The 17143-nt window shown below is 29.8% G+C and carries 16 protein-coding genes; 13 read left to right on the top strand and 3 right to left on the bottom strand.

The window, feature by feature from the left end; all coding sequences use genetic code 11:
* The 9 genes from AC9UFV_RS08030 to AC9UFV_RS07990 form a co-directional block, all read left to right on the top strand.
* On the top strand, positions 1–593 hold a 593-nt coding region (locus tag AC9UFV_RS08030), incomplete at its 5' end, for a hypothetical protein (protein ID WP_509574659.1).
* Positions 553–1788 (top strand): glycosyltransferase, encoded by a 1236-nt coding sequence (locus AC9UFV_RS08025; protein ID WP_509574657.1) that lies wholly within the window; start codon positions 553–555, stop codon positions 1786–1788. The genes AC9UFV_RS08030 and AC9UFV_RS08025, both read left to right, overlap by 41 nt.
* A 47-nt stretch (positions 1789–1835) precedes the next feature.
* The gene (locus AC9UFV_RS08020) at positions 1836–2438 is read left to right on the top strand and encodes a sugar transferase (protein ID WP_509574655.1); all 603 of its coding nucleotides are present in this window, start codon (positions 1836–1838) and stop codon (positions 2436–2438) included.
* A 1-nt stretch (position 2439) separates the two neighbouring features.
* The gene (locus tag AC9UFV_RS08015) at positions 2440–3048 is read left to right on the top strand and encodes an acetyltransferase (protein WP_509574653.1); all 609 of its coding nucleotides are present in this window, start codon (positions 2440–2442) and stop codon (positions 3046–3048) included.
* Positions 3041–4183, top strand: coding sequence for a DegT/DnrJ/EryC1/StrS family aminotransferase (locus AC9UFV_RS08010; RefSeq protein WP_509574651.1), 1143 nt, complete (start codon positions 3041–3043; stop codon positions 4181–4183). The genes AC9UFV_RS08015 and AC9UFV_RS08010 overlap by 8 nt, the downstream gene beginning before the upstream one ends.
* Positions 4184–4250: 67 nt before the next feature.
* Positions 4251–4805, top strand: a complete 555-nt coding sequence (locus AC9UFV_RS08005) for a sugar transferase (protein WP_509574649.1) — start codon at positions 4251–4253, stop codon at positions 4803–4805.
* 45 nt (positions 4806–4850) lie between these two features.
* Positions 4851–6782 carry a polysaccharide biosynthesis protein gene (locus tag AC9UFV_RS08000; protein ID WP_509574647.1) on the top strand — a complete coding sequence of 644 codons (1932 nt, stop codon included), beginning with the start codon at positions 4851–4853 and terminating at the stop codon, positions 6780–6782.
* 12 nt (positions 6783–6794) lie between these two features.
* Entirely contained in the window at positions 6795–7568 is a 774-nt protein-coding gene (locus AC9UFV_RS07995) for a polysaccharide biosynthesis/export family protein (RefSeq protein WP_509574645.1), read from the top strand.
* A gap of 7 nt (positions 7569–7575) precedes the next feature.
* The gene (locus AC9UFV_RS07990) at positions 7576–9990 is read left to right on the top strand and encodes a GumC family protein (RefSeq protein WP_509574643.1); all 2415 of its coding nucleotides are present in this window, start codon (positions 7576–7578) and stop codon (positions 9988–9990) included.
* Between the two features lie 8 nt (positions 9991–9998).
* Here the strand turns inward: AC9UFV_RS07990 and AC9UFV_RS07985 are convergent, their stop codons facing one another.
* Positions 9999–10814: a tyrosine-protein phosphatase gene (locus AC9UFV_RS07985; RefSeq protein ID WP_509574641.1), complete on the bottom strand. Its 816-nt coding sequence runs from the start codon at positions 10812–10814 to the stop codon at positions 9999–10001.
* A gap of 44 nt (positions 10815–10858) precedes the next feature.
* Here AC9UFV_RS07985 and recR point away from each other — a divergent pair, with 44 nt between their 5' ends.
* From recR to rfbB, 3 genes are read left to right on the top strand one after another with little or no spacing between them, the layout of a single operon-like run.
* Positions 10859–11479, top strand: coding sequence for a recombination mediator RecR (gene recR, locus AC9UFV_RS07980; protein ID WP_509574639.1), 621 nt, complete (start codon positions 10859–10861; stop codon positions 11477–11479).
* Between the two features lie 17 nt (positions 11480–11496).
* A complete protein-coding gene (locus AC9UFV_RS07975) occupies positions 11497–12888 on the top strand; it encodes a UDP-glucose 6-dehydrogenase (protein ID WP_509574637.1) in 1392 nt (463 codons plus the stop codon).
* 18 nt (positions 12889–12906) lie between these two features.
* Complete coding sequence (gene rfbB / locus AC9UFV_RS07970; RefSeq protein ID WP_509574635.1) at positions 12907–13953, top strand: dTDP-glucose 4,6-dehydratase; 1047 nt, start codon at positions 12907–12909, stop codon at positions 13951–13953.
* Between the two features lie 13 nt (positions 13954–13966).
* Here rfbB and AC9UFV_RS07965 read toward each other — a convergent pair whose 3' ends face one another.
* Both AC9UFV_RS07965 and AC9UFV_RS07960 read right to left on the bottom strand, forming a co-directional pair.
* Positions 13967–15088 carry a lipoprotein N-acyltransferase Lnb domain-containing protein gene (locus AC9UFV_RS07965; RefSeq protein ID WP_509574633.1) on the bottom strand — a complete coding sequence of 374 codons (1122 nt, stop codon included), beginning with the start codon at positions 15086–15088 and terminating at the stop codon, positions 13967–13969.
* Between the two features lie 10 nt (positions 15089–15098).
* Positions 15099–16169, bottom strand: a complete 1071-nt coding sequence (locus AC9UFV_RS07960; RefSeq protein ID WP_509574661.1) for a putative type IX sorting system protein PorV2 — start codon at positions 16167–16169, stop codon at positions 15099–15101.
* A gap of 171 nt (positions 16170–16340) precedes the next feature.
* Between AC9UFV_RS07960 and AC9UFV_RS07955 the strand changes: the two genes are divergently transcribed.
* Complete coding sequence (locus AC9UFV_RS07955) at positions 16341–17057, top strand: CDP-alcohol phosphatidyltransferase family protein (RefSeq protein ID WP_509574631.1); 717 nt, start codon at positions 16341–16343, stop codon at positions 17055–17057.
* Positions 17058–17143 lie beyond the last annotated feature (86 nt).

Raw genomic sequence — 17143 nt, 5'->3', positions numbered from 1 at the left:
ATCCAGATATTATTTTTTTGACCCCAAATTTTTTTTATGATTTTTTAAATATAATTAAAACAAATGAATCAATTTGTATAGTTGGTCCAAAATTGATTGATTCTTATGGCAAAGAAATATCTTTAATATCGAAAATGAATATAATTAATGCAGTAATTGATTATAATCCTAAATATTCCGACTCAATTTCTAAAAATGTTTATGCAACAATCGGTTGCTGTTTGTTTATTGATATTTTAAAATTTAAACAAATTAATTTTCTTGATGAAAGAACCTTTTTGTATCGAGAAGAGCAGATATTAGCTGAAAAATTAATTAAAAATAAAATGTTATGGTTTGTAATACCTGGCATTAATGTAATTCATAACCATGTAAGAAAAGTGCAAAACCCTAAAAAATTATTGGCACATAAAATTCATGAATTTAACAGTACAAAAATATATTTTAAAGAATATTTGAATTATAAAAACATCTATGTTTTTATTTATTCAATTCTTTTTTTTTTTAAAACAATTCTACATTATGGATATGTATTAATAATTAATATTATAAATGAAATCAAGAAAATCCGTTTGGGTAATCGATCCTTATAGTGAAGTACCAAAAGAAGGCTGGAGACATGGAAGGTATTATTTAATTGCAAAAGCCTTAAGCGAAAACGGTTACGAAGTTCGTTTGTTCATCTCAAATTATTCACATAAAGATAAAATTTTAATTGACTCAACTCAAGATATTCAAATAAATCAAAACTTCAATATTAGTGTTGTAAAGACTATTGGATATAAATCGCATATTTCATTTGAAAGGATTAAATATGAAAAATTATTTGCTAAAAACATATCAGATAATAATAAAAAATATGATTTACCAGCCTATATAATATTAAAAGAGCCTGCTATTTTTATGTATAATAATTTAAAACCTTTATTCGAATTGTCAAAAGCCAAGATTATTATTGACATAATGGATTTATGGCCTGAGTTATTTGCTTTAAAAATTTCAAAAAAATTAAGGTGGTTGGGTCAATTTCTATTTTATCCATTCTACTTGAGGAGGAAATTAATTATCAAATCGGCTTCTGCTTTAACTGCAGTTGCACCTGATTATTTGCAGGTTGGTACAAAAATCAATAATAACGTTCCAAGTGAAGTAGTTTATTGGGGTTGTGACGTTTCTACAATAAATTCAATTGTATATTCTGAAAATAATGATTTTTTATCAAAACTAAACCTTTCAAAACCAATTAATGAAATTTGGGGAATTTACGCAGGTACACTTGGCGAAAGTTATGACATCAAGACATTATTAAAAGCAGCTGAATATATGAAAAATGATTATCCACAATTAAAATTTTTAATTGCTGGTGCGGGTCCATTAGCTGAATTGGTTAAAAAAACTTCAATTATTGAAAAGAATATTATCTTTTTAGGAAGTTTACCAACTAATCAGCTATATCAATTATTTAAATTTTGTGATTTTGGTTTTTCATCCTATACGGATGCTTCACCAGTATCTATGCCAATTAAATGCTATGATTATTTTGCGGCCGGTTTACCTCTTGTAAATTCACTAAAAAGAAATTTAGCATTATTGATAAAGGAATATGACTTAGGATATCAATACAATGCCTCTGATTATTTATCATTAGTAAATGTACTTAAAGATATAATAAAAGTACCCGAAAATTTAATTCAACAGAAAAAAAATTGTCAAAAATTAAGTTTAACTTTTGATGATGAAATTCAATATAATAAGTTTGTTTTTCTTCTAAACAAAATGGATGAATAGAATTCGAGAAATAAATTCTATTCAATCAACATAAAAAAAATCATAAAATGCATCAAATTATTATTAAGAAGTTAATTGACTTTTTATGTTCATTAATTTTAATATTACTTCTATCTCCTATGATTATTTTAATCACTTTTACGTTGTTATTTGCAAATCAAGGAAAGCCATTTTTCTTTCAAACCCGACCAGGAAAACATGGGAAATTATTCAATATTATAAAGTTTAAAACGATGAATGATAAAAAGGATAGTTCAGGTAATTTATTATCTGATGAAATCCGGCTAACTAATATTGGAAAATTTGTTCGTAAAACTTCAATTGATGAATTACCTCAATTGATTAATGTCCTCATGGGCGATATGAGTCTAGTTGGACCACGTCCATTATTACCCCAATATTTACCTCTTTATAATGATTCTCAACAAAGAAGACATTTAGTCAAACCAGGCATGACAGGTTGGGCGCAAATAAATGGTAGAAATGCAATTAGTTGGGAGCAAAAATTTGAATATGATGTTTGGTATGTAGACAATTTGTCCCTTAAACTAGATATTAAAATAGTTTTATTAACAATAAAAAAAGTAGTTAACAGAGAAAATATTTCTGCTGATAAATCAGTTTCAGTTGATTTTTTTAAAGGAGATTAGTATGTATTTATTTGGAGCAAGTGGTCATTGTAAAGTTATTATTGATATTATTAATAAATCTAATTTTGAAACAATAGAGGGGGTTTTTGATGATAATCCACTAATTGAAATAATATCAAATATTCCAGTTTCAAATAAATATAGCGTAGATTATTTTATAAATAAATCATTAATTATTGCCATTGGGAACAATAATAATCGAAGAAAGATCGTAAATAGAATAACTGCAAATTATCAAACAGCAATTCATCCGAATTCAATTATTGCTTCTGATGTAATTATAAATAAAGGGTCAGTTATTATGGCAGGAGCTATAATTAATCCAAATGTTTATATTGGATCACACTGTATTATTAATTCTGGATCTATAGTTGAGCATGATTGTACAATTAATGATTTTGTTCATATATCCCCAAATGCTTCTGTAGCTGGTTTTGTTTCAATAGGTGAAGGAACTCATGTTGGTATTGGAGCGGTAATTATTCAAGGATTGAAAATTGGTAAATGGACTACTATAGGTGCTGGAACTGTAGTGCTTGATGATATCCCGGATTATTCAGTTGTTGTAGGTAATCCAGGTAAAGTTATAAAGTATAATCCTCATGAGTAAATCAAAAATATGGCTTTCTTCACCTCATATGGGTGGTACGGAGCAAAACTATATTAATCAAGCCTTTAAAGAAAATTGGGTCGCTCCATTAGGACCTAATGTTCAAAATCTTGAAATAGAGTTGGAAAATTATCTTGAATTCGATAAAAATGTTTGTGTTTTAAGTTCAGGAACAGCAGCATTACACTTAGGCCTAATCTTATTGGGTGTTAAAACAGATGATGAAGTAGTATGTCAGAGTTTTACATTTTCAGCTTCAGCCAACCCCATAATCTATCAAAATGCCACACCTGTTTTCATTGATAGTGAATTAGAAACCTGGAATTTGTGTCCTGTAGCCCTTGAATCCGCAATAGTAGATAGAATTCAAAATGGGAAAAAGCCAAAAGCAATTATCGCAGTTCATTTATATGGAATGCCTTATCAAATAGATAAAATTCGATGTATCGCTGATAAATATAGTATTCCAATTCTAGAAGATAGTGCTGAGGCTTTAGGAAGTTCCCATAAAGGTCAAAAATGTGGAACCTTTGGAGACTTTGGAGTTTTATCTTTCAATGGAAATAAAATTATTACCACATCGGGTGGGGGAGCATTGGTTACCAATACATTAGCTCAGAAAGGAAAGGCAATTTTTTATGCTACACAAGCTAGAGATGAAGCGCCACATTATCAGCATTCTGAAATTGGATATAACTATAGAATGAGCAACATTTGTGCAGGAATTGGTCGTGGCCAAATGGAAGTTTTGGATGCCCATGTTGCCTTAAGAAGAAAAATGTACGATTTTTATGTAGCACTTTTTAGAGGAATTTTGGGAGTCACAGTATTTAAAGCTCCAAATTCCGATTATTTTTCAAATTATTGGTTGACTACAATACTAATTGATCCACTTGAAACCAAAGGAATATCGCGTGAAACTATGAGACTGGCATTAGAAAACGAAAATATTGAATCTCGCCCTTTATGGAAACCAATGCATTTACAACCAGTATTTTCGAAATATCCTTATTACGGTAATAAAGTGGCAGAAACTTTATTTGAAAATGGACTTTGCCTTCCGTCAGGCTCTAATTTAACTGATGATGACAGAGAGAGAATTGCAAATGTTGTTAGAAGTTTATTTGGAAAATAAGAAATTACTTATTGCACACCTATCGATTTTATTTCTGTTTTTTATTCTTTAAATTGTAAAATTAACAATGTCAAAAAGACTTTTTGATCTTTTTTTTGCATCCATTGGTTTAATAATTATAAGCCCATTTCTTATAATACTATTTGTAATTGCAACAATAGATACCAAACAAAATGGGATTTTTTTTCAAAAGAGAATTGGGCAATTTGGATTACCTTTTACAATTTATAAAATAAGAACTTTCGGAATCTCCAAGAAACATCCAATATCAAAATTGGGTAGGTTTTTAAGAAGTTCTAAATTGGACGAACTACCCCAATTATTTAATATTATTATTGGAAATATGAGTTTTGTAGGTCCAAGACCAGACATTGAAGGTTATTATGATCTTTTAATAGGGGAAAACAGAAAAATCTTAGAATTAAAACCCGGTTTAACAAGTTTAGCAAGTATAAAATATTCAAACGAGGGAGATTTGTTGGAAAACCATGAAAATCCATTTTGGTATAATGATACCGTAATATTTCCCGATAAAGTTAGAATGAATTTAGAATACTATAATTCAAATTCAATTTTTGGGGATATAAAAATCATTTTCAAAACGCTATATAATAAAAATTAAACTTCCAGATAAAAATCCCATTTAAGATAAAATTATCCACTATTTATGAAAATAAATTTACGAAATAATAAAAACAAAATTAAGAATTTACTCTTCTCTTTGAATTACTTGCCAAGATGGATGGTTTTTTTTATGGATGTGTTTTTAACAGTAATATCAATCCAAATATCATATATTATTGTTCGGAGTTTAAGAGTTAAATTTTATGATACTCTTGATGTTCCCTCAAGATACGGATTAGTAGTTTTAATCAATATTTTTTTCTTTATTGTATTTAAAACTTATTCTGGAATACTTCGATATTCTACATTTATTGACGGGGTTAAACTTTTGTACGCCACTATTTGTACTTTTTTCACATTGGTATTTATCAATTACAGCACCTATTATTTTATTGGTAAAAAAATATATTTACTACCCTCTTTAGGAATTGATTTTATAATAACATTCTCCGTATTGTTATTATTTAGAGTTTTTATTAAAGTAGTTTATGAGAACATTAGCTTTTATGAAAAAAATTCAAAAACCCAAAGAACTGTAGTTTATGGCACTGACGCAAATGCTATTTCCGTAGTTACTGCTCTACAGTCTGAAAAAATAAAGCGGTTTCAAATAGTGGGATTTATTGACAAAAAAAAATCAGATTTTTCAAAAAGAATACTCAATATTCCAATATTAAATTCGAAAAAGAAAATCACAGTAATATTAAGAGCATTAAATGCTAAGGTGCTAATCCTATCTGATAATAATCTTACAAATATTGAAAAAATAAAAATTGTTGAAGATTGTTTGGAAGCGAATATCAAAGTTTATAACTCAGGAACTATTACCGATTGGGAAAATCAAGAAGCTATTTCAAAAAAAATTATCGAGTTTAAAATTGAAGATTTATTAGATAGAAGTACCATTTCATTAGATCAAACCCCAATTTCAAATCAAATCCTAAATAATACAGTTCTTGTTACTGGTGCAGCTGGATCAATTGGGAGTGAATTGGCAAGACAAATTATTGGATTTAATCCTAAAAAAATAATAATATTAGATCAAGCTGAAACGCCACTTCATTATTTAAGAGCGGAATTGGATAAATTAAATTCAAATTCTAAAATTCTAACCATAATAGGGGATGTTCGAAACAAAGTAACATTAAAAGAGGTATTTGTAAATTTTAAACCCGAGGTGGTTTATCATGCTGCAGCCTATAAACACGTTCCAATGATGGAGGAAAATCCGTCACAAGCAATATTTGCAAATGTAGTTGGAACGATGAATACCGCCGAATTATCTATGGAATATGGAGTTAAGAATTTTGTTTTTATCTCGACTGATAAAGCGGTAAATCCTAGTAATGTTATGGGTGCAAGTAAAAGAATTGCTGAAAGATACATTCAAGGTTTGAGCTTAATTGCCAAAAATGAAAAGAGTGAAATTAAGTTTATTACTACTCGTTTTGGAAATGTTCTGGGTTCAAATGGATCAGTGGTTCCTTTATTTACAGAGCAAATTCAAAATGGAGGCCCAATTACAATTACACACCCTGATGTAATTCGATATTTCATGACCATTCCCGAAGCTTGCCAATTAGTATTAGAGGCTGGAGCAATGGGAAATGGAGGGGAGATTTTCATATTTGATATGGGTGCTCCAGTTAAAATAATTGACCTTGCTCGTAAAATGATTCGTTTAGCAGGTATGATTCCAGAAAGAGATATTGAAATAAAAACGATTGGACTTCGACCTGGTGAAAAGCTATATGAAGAACTTTTGAATGACAATTCTAAAACAGTTCCAACACACAATAGTAAAATAATGATAGCGAAAGATACCTGCGATGAGCATGATTTATTATTTCAAAAAGTCAATGAGTTAATCACAATAGCCAACAACAATAATAAAAATGAATTGGTTGCCAAAATGAAAGAAATTGTCCCAGAATTTGTAAGTATGAATTCTCACTTTAATCAATTAGATAATTAAAAAAAACTGAAAATGAATTACAACTTAAAGAAGAGTCTATTATTAATAATTGTTACAGGATTGTTTGTGTCTTGTGCTTCTAAAAAAGATATTATATTGTTTAGCGATATTAAAGAAGGAACCGAGAACAACATTACTTATTCATTTCCTAAAATTCAAGTAAATGATATTTTAGATGTAAAAATAACAACTATAAACCCCGAAACCTCACTTCCGTATAATACTATAAATGTTAATTCTGCAGCGTTTTCATCAATTGAATTATTGAAATTACAAGGTCATTTGGTTTCTGCAGAAGGTAAAATTAATCTTCCAATATTAGGACCTATAAGTGCAAGTGGTAAAACGACTTCTGAATTGGAAAAATCCATTTCATCTATTCTGGAAAGTAACGGGCATTTGAAAAATCCATCGGTAAGTATTAGAATTTTGAATGCCAAAGTTACCATTTTAGGAGAGGTGAAATTGCCCGGTACTTATACCTATAGCGAACAAACTATTACTTTGCCACAAGCAATAGGTTATGCAGGTGATATTACTATTGAAGCCAATAGAAAAGAAGTTATGCTAATTAGAGAAGAGGAAGGCATTAGGAAATATCACAAAATTGATTTAACAAAATCGGATTGGTTCAATTCCCCATATTATAATATAAAACAAAATGACATTGTATATGTATACCCAAATAATGTAAAGGTGAAAAGCGCTGGATTTATTGGTAATACAAGTACAGTGCTTTCTGTTTTTTCTATACTATTAACCACATTTGTTTTATTAACGCGATAATTTAGGAATGGAAAATAAAAACAACAACACAGAAATTGAAGAGATAAATATCAAAGAAATTCTTTTCAAATATTTTGCTTTTTGGAGATGGTTTGTAATTGGCGCGCTATTATCACTTCTTATAGCTTATAGTTATTTACGTTATGCTAGCGATATTTATCAAACAACTGCAAAGATTAAAATATTGGATAATTCTAAGGGAGGAATGAAACTTCCAAGTGATGTAGCAGCTCTTTTTTCTAATTCCAAAGTAAATTTAGATAATGAAATTGAAGTTTTAAAATCACATCGATTATTAGAATTGGTATCTAGAAATTTGAATTTAGAAACGTCCTATTATACAATTGGAAATATTAAAACTACTCAATTATGGAAATTTAAACCTTTCAAGGTTATTTGGTTAGACCCTTTAGATAGCATAAACAAAAAAAGTATTGTTTTTGAAATTGAATTGAAACCCAAAGGATATAAATTGATTTCTGAAAAAAATAATTCAGATAAGTTATTCGAATTTGGTCAAAAGAATGAAATAAATGGACAAAAGTTTATTTTAGTACCAGAAAATAATGTTTCAATTTCAAAATTTTGTAAAGATCATTACAGAGTAAGAAGAACTCCAATTGCTATTGTAGTTGAAGGATTGTCTAACTCACTTCAATTAGCTAGTACAGCAAAACAAAGCGAAGTGTTATCCATAGAATTAACTGGCGAAAATCAAGATAAATCGGAAGCAATTATAAATGAAATAATCGATAAATTCAATCAAGATGGAGTTTTGGATCGTCAATTGGTTTCCCAAAGAACAATTGATTTTGTAAACGAGAGATTTGTTAATTTGAGTGGTGAGTTGGACTCTATTGAAAACCAAAAAAAGTCGTATAAAACAGAAAATAACTTGAGCTATTTACAAGAAGATGCTAAAGTTACAGTAACAAAAAAATCAGCTACTGAAGGAAATTATTATGCATTAGAAACGCAAATAGCTTTGGCAAAATTTTTGGAAGAAACTCTTAAAAAAGATGGATCTTTTGAATTATTACCTTCAAATATTGGAATTGAAAATGAAAATATCAATTCTTTAATTGCTGATTATAATAAAGCAAAATTAGAACGAGACAAATTATTAGTTAGCGCTGGAGTTAAAAACCCCATGGTCGTTGAATATTCGGACAGAATTATCGAACTTAAACAGAATATTCTATATTCCATAAAAGTATTGGAAAAGCAATTGGCAATTTCAATTAAAAATGTAAAATCATTAAAGCAAGAAAACTCGAATAATTTCAGTAGCCTTCCAGCTAAAGAAAAAATACTTCGCTCTATTGAACGTCAACAAAATATAAAAGAGACACTTTATTTGTTTCTTTTGCAAAAGCGGGAAGAAGCTTCAGTTGCAAAAGCCATCACTACCCCATCAATAAAAGTGGTTGACTATGCAATGACCAATTATGTTCCTATTGCTCCAAAAAGAAGTATTTTTTATCTAGTTGCTTTATTTATTGGATTAATTGTCCCGTTTGGAATAGTTTATATTATTCTCTTAATGGATACCAAAATTCATAGCAAAATCGACTTTGAAAGGTTATCACCAAACATTCCAGTTGTAGCTGAAATCCCATTTATTGATGAAAACCATCGAATTATAACTAAGAATGACCGATCAGTTCTAGCAGAATCTTTTAGAATATTAAGAACAAATGTTAACTATTTAAGTCCATTAAAAAAAGAAGGCGAATGTCCTATTATTTATACTTGTTCCTCTATTAAAGGAGAAGGAAAAACTTTTGTATCCTTAAATTTAGCTTTGACTTTTGCTTCTATGGATAAAAAAGTACTATTAATTGGAGCAGATTTAAGAAACCCTCAATTACATAAGTATCTTAAAGTTAATAAAAACCGAATCGGTTTGTCGAATTATTTGTATGATACTGCCACCGATTGGAAAAATTTGATTTATGAAAAAGTATTTGATAATGAATTTTTAAGCATTGTTTTTGCTGGTTCTGTTCCACCTAATCCAGCAGAATTGTTATCAAATGGTCGTTTCGAAGAGTTATTAAATATCTTGAAAAAACAGTTTGATTATATAATTGTCGATACTGCGCCGACTATTTTAGTTACGGATACCTTGTTGATTTCACAATTAGCTGATGTTACTGTTTATGTTACACGAGCAGATCACACGGATAAAAAACTATTAACCTATTCTAAAGGACTTAAAGAACAAGGTAAATTAGTAAATATGTCCTACGTGATTAATAATGTGGGAGGCGAAAAAGGATACGGTTACGGCTACGGATATAAATACAGTTACGGCTATAGTTATAGCTATAATTATGGTTATGGTTACGGATATGGTGAAGATTCAGATGAAAATAAACCTAGAAGTAAAAATTTATTGAGATGGTTTAAAAGAAAATAAAAGTTGATTTACTTAAAAAATGAATTTCTTTCAATTGCTACTTTAAGTTGTTTCTCAGACTTGATAATTATTTTATTCTCAAAAGCGTTTACATGTTTCATATGATGAACATCGGAACCTACAAAATCAATCAAATTTTCTTTCAATAAAAAATCTGCTGCTGTTGCAACTTTGTTACCATAGTAACCAACAGTTGAAAGTAAATTTAATTGAAATTTTACATCCAAATCCTTTAATTTATCGTACATTTTTGTATTCTGATGATAAAATAAATAACGCTCTGGATGAGCCAATAAAGGTTGGTATCCTTTTAGTTGTATTTCAAAAATAATATCTTTTAATGCCAATGGCGGATTCATATAAGACATTTCAATTAATACGATATTATCTTTAATTGTCAATAAAGGTTCTGTTTGCAAGCGACCAAGGAATACCTCGTCAATCATGTATTCTGAAGCACAACTTTGGAGCATAGATTTTAGGGGTTCTTTTAAATCTTGCTTGGTAGATTGAAAAGTTTTTATAATTCCATTTGTAGTGTTGTCCCAAATTTCGGGAAGTGTATGCGGAGTAACGATACAATTTGAAAAACCAATTTTATTTAATCTTTCTAATAATTTTGAAGTTTGTACAATGTTTTCAGCGCCATCGTCAATTCCTGGTAATATATGAGAATGAATATCTACATATCCAGTAGGAATTATTTCTGAAAGTCTTGGCTTGGATTTAAATATTGAAAACACTTGATTAATTTTTACAAATATACTGTATAAATAATTACCATTAATTGATATTTTTATTGTAATTTCAATTGTCGAAAACATAGTAACTTACTTTTATAAATAAACAATTTTAGTACATTTGTAAAATGGAATTTTCTTCAAAACTATTAGAAGCCGCAGTAAATGAAATGGCGCAATTGCCAGGAATTGGTAAAAGAACAGCATTGCGATTAGTGTTGCATTTATTAAAACAGCCAAAAGAGCAAACTGTTTTTTTGTCAAATGCATTGAGCTCTTTTAGAGAAGAAATAAAATTTTGCGAAAGCTGTCATACTATTTCTGATGTTGCAATCTGTGAAATTTGTTCCAATTCCAAAAGAAACCATCAATTAATATGTGTAGTAGAGGATGTTCGCGATGTTATGGCAATTGAAAATACGGGACAATATCGAGGAATATACCACGTTCTAGGAGGGAAAATTTCACCTATGGACGGAATTGGACCAAGTCAATTGAAGATTAATTCTTTGGTTGAAAAAGTAAATTCAGGAAAAGTAGAAGAATTAATTTTTGCGTTAAGCTCCACTATGGAAGGAGATACAACCAATTTTTACATCTATAAGCAAATAAAAGATAGCAATATTGTTACCTCCACAATTGCAAGAGGAATATCAGTTGGCGATGAATTAGAATATGCCGATGAGGTTACATTAGGAAGAAGTATTTTGCAGAGGATACCTTTTGAAAATACGTTTAAAAATAATTAAAATTGAAACAAATATAAATGGAAATTACTAAAATTTGTTGCATTGGGGCTGGTTATGTTGGTGGACCTACAATGGCCATTATCGCCCAAAAATGCCCACATATAAAGGTTACAGTAGTAGACTTAAATGCCGAAAGAATTGCCGCTTGGAACGATCCTAATGTAGATAATATTCCAATTTACGAACCAGGATTAAGCGAAATAGTAGCGGAATCAAGAAATAGGAATTTGTTTTTTTCAACAGATGTTGAATCTGCAATTGATGAAGCCGAAATGATTTTTATTTCGGTAAATACTCCCACAAAAACCTATGGAGCAGGAAAGGGAATGGCCTCTGATTTAAAATATATTGAACTTTGCGCAAGGCAAATAGCGAAAGTGGCAAAAAATGACAAAATTGTTGTTGAAAAGTCAACTTTACCTGTTAGAACAGCCGAGGCTGTAAAAAGTATTTTAGACAACACTGGGAATGGAGTTAAATTTCAAATTTTATCCAATCCTGAATTTTTGGCTGAAGGTACCGCAGTTTCCGATTTGCTTAACCCTGATCGAGTTTTAATTGGTGGAGATCCTTCAGAAGAAGGTCAGATTGCAATTCAAAAGTTAGTAGCTATTTATTCAAAATGGGTGCCTAGCCAACAAATATTAACTACCAATTTGTGGTCGTCAGAACTTTCTAAGCTTACCGCAAATGCTTTCTTAGCACAACGTATTTCTTCTATAAATGCAATGTCGGAATTATGTGAAAAAACAGGTGCCGACATCAATGAAGTAGCCAGAGCAATTGGAATGGATAGCAGAATTGGACCTAAATTTTTAAAAGCTTCTGTTGGTTTTGGAGGCTCATGCTTTCAAAAAGACATTTTAAATTTAGTTTACATCGCTAAATCATTTGGATTAAATGAGGTTGCCGACTATTGGGAACAAGTAATTATTATGAACGATCACCAAAAAGATCGTTTTGCAAAAAATATTATTACCACACTTTACAATACAATATCAGGTAAGAAAATTGCTTTCTTAGGTTGGGCATTTAAAAAAGATACCAATGATACGAGAGAATCAGCTGCAATTTATGTGGCCGATTATTTGTTGAAAGAAGAAGCTAAAATTGCAGTTTATGATCCTAAAGTGTCTGAAAATAAAGTTTTAGCCGATCTTGATTATTTAGAATCCAGAAAACCGGAATTAAATAGAAAAGGAATTGAATCTTTTGATGATTCTTATTCAGCCTGTAAAAATGCTCACGCAATTGCAATTTTAACAGAGTGGGATGAATTTAATACCTACGATTGGCAAAAAATATACGATAATATGGAAAAACCAGCTTTTGTATTTGATGGAAGAAATATTTTAGATCGTAAAAAACTAACAGAAATTGGTTTTATTTACCAATGTATCGGTAGCTAAAGAAGCTAAGAAATCTATATGAAGAAAATATTAATAACAGGAGGCGCTGGATTTATTGGTTCGCATGTGGTTCGTAGGTTTGTAAATAAATATCCAAATTATCATATTTACAACCTTGATGCATTAACCTATGCAGGGAATTTAGAGAATATTGCCGATATTGAAAATAATGAAAATTACACCTTCGTAAAAGGCGACATTGTTGACGAACAATTTATTTCTACCTTATTTGAAACCCATCAATTTAATGGCGTTTTGCATCTTGCTGCTGAATCTCATGTAGATCGTTCTATTGAAGATCCGTTGTCATTTGTAAAAACAAATGTTATTGGAACAATGAACTTGCTTAATGCTGCCAAAAAACAATGGAAAGGTAACGAAGATGGAAAGCGTTTTTATCACATTAGTACCGATGAGGTTTATGGGAGTTTAGGCGCCGAAGGGTTATTTACAGAGACCACTACCTACGATCCTAATTCTCCATATTCAGCTTCAAAAGCAAGTTCGGATCATTTTGTTCGTGCCTATGGTGAAACTTACGGTTTGCCATATGTAATTACAAATTGCTCGAATAATTATGGCCCAAATCATTTTCCTGAGAAATTAATACCACTTTTCATCAATAATATTATCAATAATAAGCCTCTTCCAGTTTATGGAGACGGTAAATATACACGGGATTGGTTATTTGTAGAAGACCACGCTGTTGCAATTGATTTAGTTTTTCACGAAGGTAGAAATCATGAAACGTATAACATTGGCGGGTTTAATGAATGGCAAAATATTGATTTAGTGAAATTACTTTGTCAGATAATGGATAGTAAATTAGGACGTGAGCCAGGTACTTCTGCGAAATTAATTACTTATGTAAAAGACCGCCCAGGACATGATTTAAGATACGCTATCGATGCCTCAAAAATCAATAAAGAACTTGGATGGAAGCCTTCAGTAACTTTCGAACAAGGTTTGGAACGAACAGTAAATTGGTATTTAAATAATGAACCTTGGCTCAAAAACGTAACTTCTGGTGAATATGCCAATTATTATAAAAAACAGTATTCTTAGAATGCTGTTTTTTTTAGCTTCTATTTTTCATAATTAATTGAATCAACCTTACTCCGCTAGTAATAATTAATGGAGCTACTATCCCTAAATATTGTTTGTTTAATAAAATAAATATGTAAATTATTAAACAAATTAAAGAGAAAATACTTGAATATAAAATCCATTTTTTATTGTTTATTATTTCAAAGTAAATTAATGCAAACAATATCGGATTGAATAACAAGACGTTGTAATTATTTACAAGTTCTCTGTGCAATGAGTAAAATCCAGCAAAAATAAAGAACAGCCCTAGTAAACCCAATAAAACGAAATAAGCTTTATAAATTGAGGGTTTGTTAAGAAGTATTATTATTAAAAAGAACAGACAAAAAACATAAAAATTATTCCACCACGAAAATGGAATTTCTGTTTTTTCAACTTCTAATATCTTATTACTTTCCTTACAAATAGACTGATTGTCGACCTTTAAATCTTTGATGTTGTTATAAAGCTCGGAAGGCAAAAACAGTTGTTCGCTTTTCAAATCAACTTTATTTCCAAAAATAATACTTGTTCCTAACTGTGTATAAAAATGATTATTAAAATAGGGATAAAGTATTGTTCTACAGCTTTGTGCATCGCTTGAATTTATTCCAATTACAGGTTTTCCAATTATTTTATTTATCGTGTTGATAACCATTGTGGTACAATTTTTATCAATAAATTTATAAGTATAAAATCGCTCATCCGATTTTAAAGAAGCGTTTAGATAATCAAAAAGGGCTTGTTTTTTTTCTTGAGATAAGTTTAATATTTGCTCGTCGATACTTCTTTTTTCGTATAAATATTCTTGAAAAAACTCTTCAAAAGTGCAACTAGTTTCTAAATATTGTAAATCTCCTTTTATGAATCTCAAGTAGAAATTTGGAGTACTAAAATCAAAAGTTCCGTAGTTATAAACTTGATCGACAAAGTTGGTTGTGTCTTTTATTCTAATTGCGGTGTGGCCAAATAAAGAATAAATTTCCGACCCAGTTCCACAAGTCAAAATACTAACTTCAGCATTATTAGATAGAGTAATTTCCTGACTATTTACCTTGAGTGTAAATAACGATAGGAGTAAAACAAATAATAAAGCAAATTTTCTAGTGCACATTTTATTTTATTTATTGTCCAAAAATACTTAAATCTACTTTGAGTGAGAAAATATTCGAATACAATGCAGCACTTTGATCACCTAAATCAGTTAATGCGTAATCAATTTGAATTCCTTTATATTTAAATCCTAAACCAACATTGGGTTGAAATGCAACCTTTTTAGAATTATCAATTTGAACCACATTTTGAAAATTACCTACACCAGCGCGAACGAAAACTAAGTCGGTATAACCATATTCAAATCCTAAAGCTGGATCAATACTTAAACCATTTGTAGAGAAAATATCATTGGTTTTTGTAAAACTCATATTTAAATTGGCTGCAGCCAAAAGACTAGTCTCATTATGGAAATCAATTTTTTTAGAAATTCCAAATTGTGCTTTTGGTAATGTAATCTCAGTATTTTCAGGTAATGCTTGATTTTGACCAGTAACCGCATCCTTAATTGTGTTGAACTCGGTTTCGTTTATTGCCCAAACATTATAAGTAGTTGTAATGTCTCGAAGCATCAATCCAAATTTCCAATCGTTTTTTTCAAATTGCAATCCAGCGTCAAATCCAAATCCCCAAGAACTCGCAAATTTTCCGATTATTCTTCTTATTATTTTTGAATTCACACCATATTGAAGCCCAGATAATTTTAGTTTTCTAGCATAGGAAAAGGTAACTCCATAATCGGCAACTGAAAATAAACTTATTCTATTGTAATCCACATTTCCTTGACTATCAATTAATTGCGTTGTATTCATGATGTTATCAACTCCAAATCGAATAACCGAAAATCCCCAAGCACTTTCATCGTCTATAGGAGTTGCATAGGCAGCATAATCGTATTGTGCAATATTTGCAAAATAACTTGCATGCATTAAGGAAGCCTGTTTTCCTTCTAATCCAATTAATCCCGCTGGATTCCAATAGCCCGAATTCACATCATTTGAACTAGAAGTAACCGCATTAGACATTCCCAAAGCGGCCGCATCAACACCAATATTCATAAATTCATTGGAATATTTCCTTGCCGTTTGAGCAAAGTTAATTGTGGTTACAACGAATAATAATATGAAGAATTTATTTTTCAAATGGGTTTGATTTGCAACAAAAATAGGTGTTGAAATTTTCATCAAAAATATGCATTTTTAACGATTACCAATCTTTGTTTTTAATTTACTTAAAAATTCTATTCTAAAAACGTACATGACTATAACTTATTGTATTAAATTTGCTTTCTTTGTTACTTTAAATCGAAACCAATGAACATAAAAAAACAGATTCCAAATTTAATTACTCTTCTAAATTTATTTAGCGGATGTATTGCTTTGGTTTATGCTAGTGAAGAAAATTTTGAAATGGCTTTCTTTTTTGTTTGCCTAGGAATTTTCTTTGACTTTTTTGATGGTTTTTTTGCTAGATTATTAAATGTTTCGAGTCCGTTAGGATTGCAATTGGATTCATTAGCAGATATGGTAACAAGTGGAGTTGTGCCTGGTTTTGTGATGTTTAAAATGTTGACCAACTCAGTAAATTCAGATCCTTCATTAATATATTTACCTTATTTTGGTTTCATTATTACCTTAGGCTCTTGCTATCGATTGGCTAATTTTAATATTGATACCCGCCAAACAGATTCTTTTATTGGTTTGCCAACACCTGCAAATGCAATATTTATATTGAGTTTGCCTCTAATATTAAAAAATACAGATTCCTTAATTCTACTTGAATTATTGACAAATTCTTGGGTTTTAGTTTTTGTAACCCTAGTTAGTGCATTTATCTTAAATGCTGAAATCCCTCTATTTGCATTAAAAATTAAGAAATTCAACTTTAAGGATAATGCTTTGCAAATTGTATTTTTACTGATTTCTCTACTATTATTAATAGTGTTTAATTTTTCTGGAGTCGCTTTGATTATTGTCTTTTACGTAATGTTATCAATGATAATAAATAGAATTAAAATAAATAAATCGTAATAAAAAAAGCCCTTAATTTTAAGGGCTTTTTTATATTAAAATTCTAATTTCTTTTTTCGTAATTCAAAATTCTGACCAAGGTAAAC

Source organism: Flavobacterium sp., from assembly GCF_044349645.1.
Taxonomy (GTDB): domain Bacteria; phylum Bacteroidota; class Bacteroidia; order Flavobacteriales; family Flavobacteriaceae; genus Flavobacterium.
The sequence above is the reverse complement of the archived record's forward strand: the minus strand, read 5'-3'. Positions and strand labels throughout refer to the sequence as shown.